Here is a 5,804-nt window from a genome sequence, read left to right as displayed (position 1 = left end):
CCGGGGCCGGGGCCGACCCCCGGCCCCGGCCCCGGCCCCGCAGCCGGCGCCGGATCGGCCTGGCCCTGGTCGCCGCCGCGGTGCTGATCGCCCTGCCCTGGCTGACGCCCGGCTGGACCGAGCTGCTCGTGATCGTGCAGATCTTCCTGCTGGTGGTCCTGGGGCTCGACGTCCTCACCGGACAGGCCGGGCAGGTGTCACTCGGGCAGACGCTTTTCATGGCGATCGGCGGCTACGGCGCCGGGCTGCTCACCGTCCGCGCCGGCTGGCCCACCTGGCTGGCCGCCCTCGCGCCGGCCGTCCTCGCCGCGCTCGTCGCCGCCGTCCTGGGCCGGGCGTTCCTCCGGCTCCGCGGCTACTACCTCGCGCTCGCAACGCTGGGGCTCGCGGTGGTCACCCAGGCGACCACCACCGGGTGGAACGCGGTGACCGGCGGCCCGTCCGGGCTGGTCGGCGTGCCGAGCCTGACCTTCGGCAGCTGGGTCGTGTTCTCCGACGAGGCCAACTACATGGTGCTGCTCGTCCTGTGCTCCCTGGGCGCGCTGTTCACCACCAACCTGCGGCGCAGCCAGACCGGCCGGGCGCTGGCCGCGGTGGCGCACGACCCGCAGGCCGCCGCGATGCTGGGGATCGACGCGGCGCGCTACCGCACGGGCGCATTCGTCGTCTCCGCCGTGTTCGCCTCGATCGCGGGCAGCCTCTACGCCTACTACCTGCGGTTCATCTCCCCCGACGTGATCAACGTGACCGTCGCGCTGAGCATCGTCGTGATGCTGTCCCTGGGCGGGGTCCGCTCCGTCGTCGGCCCGCTGCTCGGCGTGCTGCTGCTGCAGGGCCTGCCGCTCGTCGGGCAGTCGTTCGCGCTGTGGCAGCCACTCGTCGCCGGGATCGTCCTGATCCTGGTCCTGACCTACCTGCCCGAGGGGCTCTGGGGCGGGCTGCGCGCGGTCTTCCGACGAGTCCTGGCCCGAGGGAGGACCCCATGACCGCGCCCGCACCCACCGAGACCGTCCCGGACACCGAGCCGGAGCCGATCCTGCAGGTCACGGGTCTGACCCGGCGGTTCGGCGGCCTCACCGCCGTCGACCACGTCGACCTCACGGTCCGGCCGGACACCGTCCGCGCCGTGATCGGCCCGAACGGGGCGGGCAAGACCACCCTGCTCGACCTCGTCACCGGCTTCACGAAGCCCGACGAGGGCAGCGTGACGTTCCTCGGGCACGACGTGTTGCGGATGCCGCCGCACCGGCTGCCCGGCGTCGGCCTGATGCGCAGCTTCCAGTCCGCCCGCCTGGTCCCCCGGCTGTCGGTACGCGAGAACGTCATGCTCGGGGCGCACCATCTGACCCGCTCCCGTTTCCTCGCCGACGGCCTGCGACTGCCCCGGGCCAGGCGTGAGCAACGCGCACTGGAGGAGCGGGCCGACGCGGTGCTCGAGTTCCTCGACCTGCGTCGCTTCGCGGACACCGCCGGCTCGGACCTGCCCACCGGGGTGCAGCGGCTGCTCGAGGTCGGCCGCGCGCTGGCCGGGGCGCCCCGGCTGCTGCTGCTCGACGAGCCCGCCGCGGGCCTGGACGGCACCGAGACGCGCGAGCTCGCCGCGGTGCTGCGCGCCGTGGCCCGGTCGGGAACCGCGATCGTGCTGATCGAGCACGACGTCGAGATGGTCATGTCGATCAGCGACGACGTGCTGGTGCTCGACGCCGGGGCCGTCGTCGCCGACGGGCCGCCCGCAGTGGTCCGCACCGACCCGGCGGTGCTGGCCGCCTACCTGGGTCAGCCCGATATCGACGGTGCGGGCACGCACCCCGACGAACGGGAGAACCGATGACGCTCGTGATCGAGGGTCTGGACGTCCGCTACGGGGCGGTCCGGGCGCTGCGCGGGGTGTCCCTGCAGGCCGAGAGCGGCCGGGCCACCGCACTGATCGGCGCCAACGGAGCGGGCAAGACCAGCCTGCTCCGTACTGTCGCCGGCCTCCATCCGCCCAGCGGCGGGCGGGTCCTGCTCGACGGCGTCGACATCACGGGTACCCCCGCACACCGCCTGGCGCGCGGCGGATTGTGCCTGGTGCCCGAGGGACGGCAGCTGTTCGCCGAGCTCACGGTGGCCGAGAACCTCCGGATGGGCCTGCACGGCACAGGGGTGCGCGGCTCGCAGGTCGCCGCCCGCATCGAGGAGGCCTGCGGGCTCTTCCCCGCGCTGCACGACGCGTTCGGCCGGCGCGCCGGGTTGCTGTCGGGCGGCCAGCAGCAGATGGTGGCGATCGCGCGCGCCCTCGTCCGGCGGCCCGCGGTGCTGCTGTTGGACGAGCCCTCGCTCGGGTTGGCGCCCCGGCTGGTCACCGAGATCCTGGCGACGGTGGGCCGACTCGCCGACGACGGCGTCACGGTGCTCCTCGCCGAGCAGAACGCCGCCGCGACCCTGCGCTGCGTCCACCGCGGGGTCGTGGTGCAGAACGGCGAGGTCGTCCGCGACGACGAGGCCGCCGCGCTGCTCGCCGACGAGGAGGTGAGCAGGCACTACCTCGGCTCGTCGACCTCGCCGGACGACGCGGGCGAGGAGGGCGAGGCGGGCGAGGCCGCCGTCCCCGAGGAGCTGCCGCAGGTGTTGCGTGGGCCGTTGCTCACCTCCTGAACCCTCCGGCCGCGCGATGCACGAGCGGGGGGGACCGGCCCGGGTTCGGCCGGGCACGCCCGTGATCCGGCTAAGGTCTCTGCTGTGAGGAAGAACGGTGCGAATGCCAGTGCATCGCCCGGCGCCCGGGTTCCGCAGTACCCGATCGAATCCGTGGACAACGCCCTGAAGGTGCTGCTCCTGCTGGGCGAGCGATCCGAACTGCGGCTGACCGAGGTCAGCGAGTACCTCGGCGTCGCCTCGTCGACCGCGCACCGGCTGCTCGCCATGCTCCAGTACCGCGGGTTCGTCCGGCAGAACGAACGGACCAAGGCCTACGGCCCCGGCACGGCCCTGACCGGGGTCGCGTTCGCGATCCTGCAGCGCTTCGACTTCCGGAGCGTGCTGCACCCCTTCCTCGAGCGGCTGAACGTCGACCTGCAGGAGACCGTCCACCTCGGCCTTCTCGACAGCACCACCGTGCGGTTCATCGACGCCATCGAGAGCCCGCAGGCCGTGCGGGTCGCGTCCCGGCTCGGACGATCCATGCCCGCGAGCTCCACCTCGACCGGCAAGGCGATGCTCGCCCAGCTCTCCCCCGAGGAGCTGCACTCGCTCTACCCGACCCAGGAGCTCGCGGGCCTCACCGAGAACAGCGTCCGGACACGCGCCGAGCTCGAGGCCCAGCTGGAGACCGTCCGGGCCCGCGGCTACGCCCTGAGCACCGAGGAGAGCGAGCGCGGCGTCTCGTCGGTCGCCGTCGCGTTCCCCTTCCGCAACTCCCCCGCCCGGATCGCGTTCAACGTCTCCGTGCCCACCAGCCGCATGTCCCCGGGCGACCAGGAGACGATCGGGGCCGCCCTGGGCGCCACGGTCGCCGAGGCCGCTCAGCTGCTCCACGGCTGAGCCCCACCCCGGGTCGGCCGGCGATCCGTACCCGACGAGCCGCGCCGCCCGCACGGGGCGCGACCGCGTCAGGCGATACGCGCACCCCTCGGGTGACGCGGCGACCCTCCCCTGCCGCGAACGGCCTCACCGCCGGCGGCCGACCGAGGCCGAGACGCGTCCGGCCGGCCTCTCCCGCTCCCCACGGCCGTCGGGATCGCGACCGCGTTGTCCTCTTGACAGTCGCCCATCCGTCGAGCGATTCTCTTGGACGGAGTACTTCTCTGTATTACAGAGAAGAGGTCGAGGGGTTCACGGCTCCTCGTGGCCGGTCGGGTTCGACAGGTCAGCCGACGCGAGGTGGGAGGCATCGATGACCGATCAGGCCCTCGTTCTCGAGGACGTGCGACGGGGCATGATCCCCGCGCACATCTACAACGACGAGGAGATCTTCCGGCTCGAGCGCGAGCGGCTGTTCAGTCGCGCGTGGATGTTCGTGGGGCACGAGTCCGAGGTCCCGCAGCCCGGCGACTACGTGGTACGCCGGATACTGGAGGACTCGTTCATCATCTCCCGCGGCGAGGATGGGCAGGTCCGCGCGCTGTTCAACATGTGCCTGCACCGCGGCATGCAGGTGTGCCGGGCGGAGATGGGCAATGCCTCGCACTTCCGCTGCCCCTACCACGGCTGGTCCTACCGCAACGACGGCCGGATCGTCGGGCTGCCGTTCCACAAGGACGCCTACGGCGGTGAGGCCGGGTTCCGGCGCAAGGGGCAGACGCTCCTGCCCGCGCCATCGCTGGACACCTACAACGGGCTGATCTTCGTCAGCATGGACCCCGAGGCACCGCCGCTGCGGGAGTACCTCGGCGACTTCGCCTTCTACCTTGACTACTACACCAAGCAGTCGACCGGCGGGATCGAGCTGCGCGGACCGCAGCGCTGGCGGGTCAAGGCCAACTGGAAGATCGGCGCGGAGAACTTCGCCGGGGACATGTACCACACCCCGCAGACCCACACGTCCGTCGTGGAGATCGGCCTGTTCCGGGAGCCGAAGGCCGAGAAGCGCAAGGACGGCAACACCTACTGGGCCGGCAACGGCGGCGGGACGACCTACAAGCTGCCCGCGGGGACCCTGGAGGAGAAGCTCCGCTACGTCGGCTACCCCGACGTCATGATCGAGAAGATGAAGCAGACGTGGTCGGCCGACCAGCTCGACGTCGTCGGCCGTGACGGCTTCATGATCTCCGCCGCGTCGGTGTTCCCGAACTTGAGCTTCGTGCACAACTGGCCCAGGGTCGAGGACTCCGAGGACGTCCTGCCCTTCATCTCCATCCGGACCTGGCAGCCGATCGGCCCGGACGAGACCGAGGTCCTGTCCTGGTTCGCCGTCGACGCCGAGGCGCCCGAGGAGTTCAAGGCACTGTCCTACAAGGCCTATCTGATGTGCTTCGGCAGCACCGGGATGTTCGAGCAGGACGACGTGGAGAACTGGGTGTCGCTCACGAGCACCGCGGGCGGCGCGATGGCCCGCCGGCTGCTGCTCAACAGCCGGATGGGCCTGCTCGAGGACGGCAGCGAGGTGGTCCCCGCCCTGACCCGGGACCAGTTCGCCGGTCCCGGCGAGGCCCACGTCGGCTACGGCGAGTACAACCAGCGCCACCTGCTGAACCGCTGGGCGGACTACCTGGAACGACCCGTCGACCACGTTCGGCAGGTCCAGGTGAGCGGGGTCCCCGGGAGCGACGACGACGCGGCGGTGACCGCATGAGCACCGAGTCCACCCGCGTCCGGCCCACCGGCAACGGCGGCCCCTACTCCGCCGAGTCGGCCCTGGGCGGGCACGCCTCCACGATCCAACGCTCCGGCGCGACCCTGCCGTTCTCCGACGACCGGCACCTGCAGATGCACCGGTGGATGGTCGACGAGGCCTACATCCTCGACGCACAGAACTACGACGACTGGCTCGCCCTGCTCGCCGAGGACATCCACTACATCATGCCGGTGCGGGTCACCACGGCCCTCGGATCCGGGTACGACTCCGCCCCCGGCATGGCCCACTTCGACGAGAACAAGTACTCGCTGAGCCGGCGCGTCGCGCGCTTCCTCACCGAGCACGCGTGGACCGAGGACCCCCCTTCGCGGCTGCGCCACCACCTCACCAACGTGCGCACCTTCGCCACCGACGATCCCGATCACCTCGTGGTCGACTCCGGGGTACTGCTCTACCGCAGCCGCGGCGACGTCCGTGAGCCGGCGCTGATCTCGGCCGGGCGGGAGGACCTGCTGCGCCGGGACGCCGG

6 protein-coding genes are annotated in these 5,804 nt (G+C 71.9%); all 6 read left to right on the top strand.

The window, feature by feature from the left end:
• Positions 1 to 986, top strand: a 986-nt coding sequence (locus tag JWR81_RS30615) for a branched-chain amino acid ABC transporter permease (protein WP_297660890.1), incomplete at its 5' end; no start/stop codon positions are given.
• On the top strand, positions 983 to 1,831 hold the full coding sequence (locus JWR81_RS30610) for an ABC transporter ATP-binding protein (RefSeq protein ID WP_297660887.1): 849 nt from the start codon (positions 983 to 985) through the stop codon (positions 1,829 to 1,831). The genes JWR81_RS30615 and JWR81_RS30610, both read left to right, overlap by 4 nt.
• Entirely contained in the window at positions 1,828 to 2,637 is an 810-nt protein-coding gene (locus JWR81_RS30605) for an ABC transporter ATP-binding protein (protein WP_297660885.1), read from the top strand. Before JWR81_RS30610 ends, JWR81_RS30605 begins: the two co-directional genes overlap by 4 nt.
• A 153-nt stretch (positions 2,638 to 2,790) precedes the next feature.
• Positions 2,791 to 3,522, top strand: coding sequence for an IclR family transcriptional regulator (locus JWR81_RS30600; RefSeq protein ID WP_297660883.1), 732 nt, complete (start codon positions 2,791 to 2,793; stop codon positions 3,520 to 3,522).
• A 352-nt stretch (positions 3,523 to 3,874) separates the two neighbouring features.
• Positions 3,875 to 5,272 (top strand): Rieske 2Fe-2S domain-containing protein, encoded by a 1,398-nt coding sequence (locus tag JWR81_RS30595; protein ID WP_297660881.1) that lies wholly within the window; start codon positions 3,875 to 3,877, stop codon positions 5,270 to 5,272.
• The coding region (locus JWR81_RS30590; RefSeq protein WP_297660879.1) for a 3-phenylpropionate/cinnamic acid dioxygenase subunit beta at positions 5,269 to 5,804 on the top strand (536 nt) is incomplete at its 3' end. The genes JWR81_RS30595 and JWR81_RS30590, both read left to right, overlap by 4 nt.

The sequence above is a fragment of the Pseudonocardia sp. genome, assembly GCF_025965585.1.
Lineage (GTDB): Bacteria > Actinomycetota > Actinomycetes > Mycobacteriales > Pseudonocardiaceae > Pseudonocardia.
This window is presented reverse-complemented; position numbering and strand designations above follow the sequence as displayed.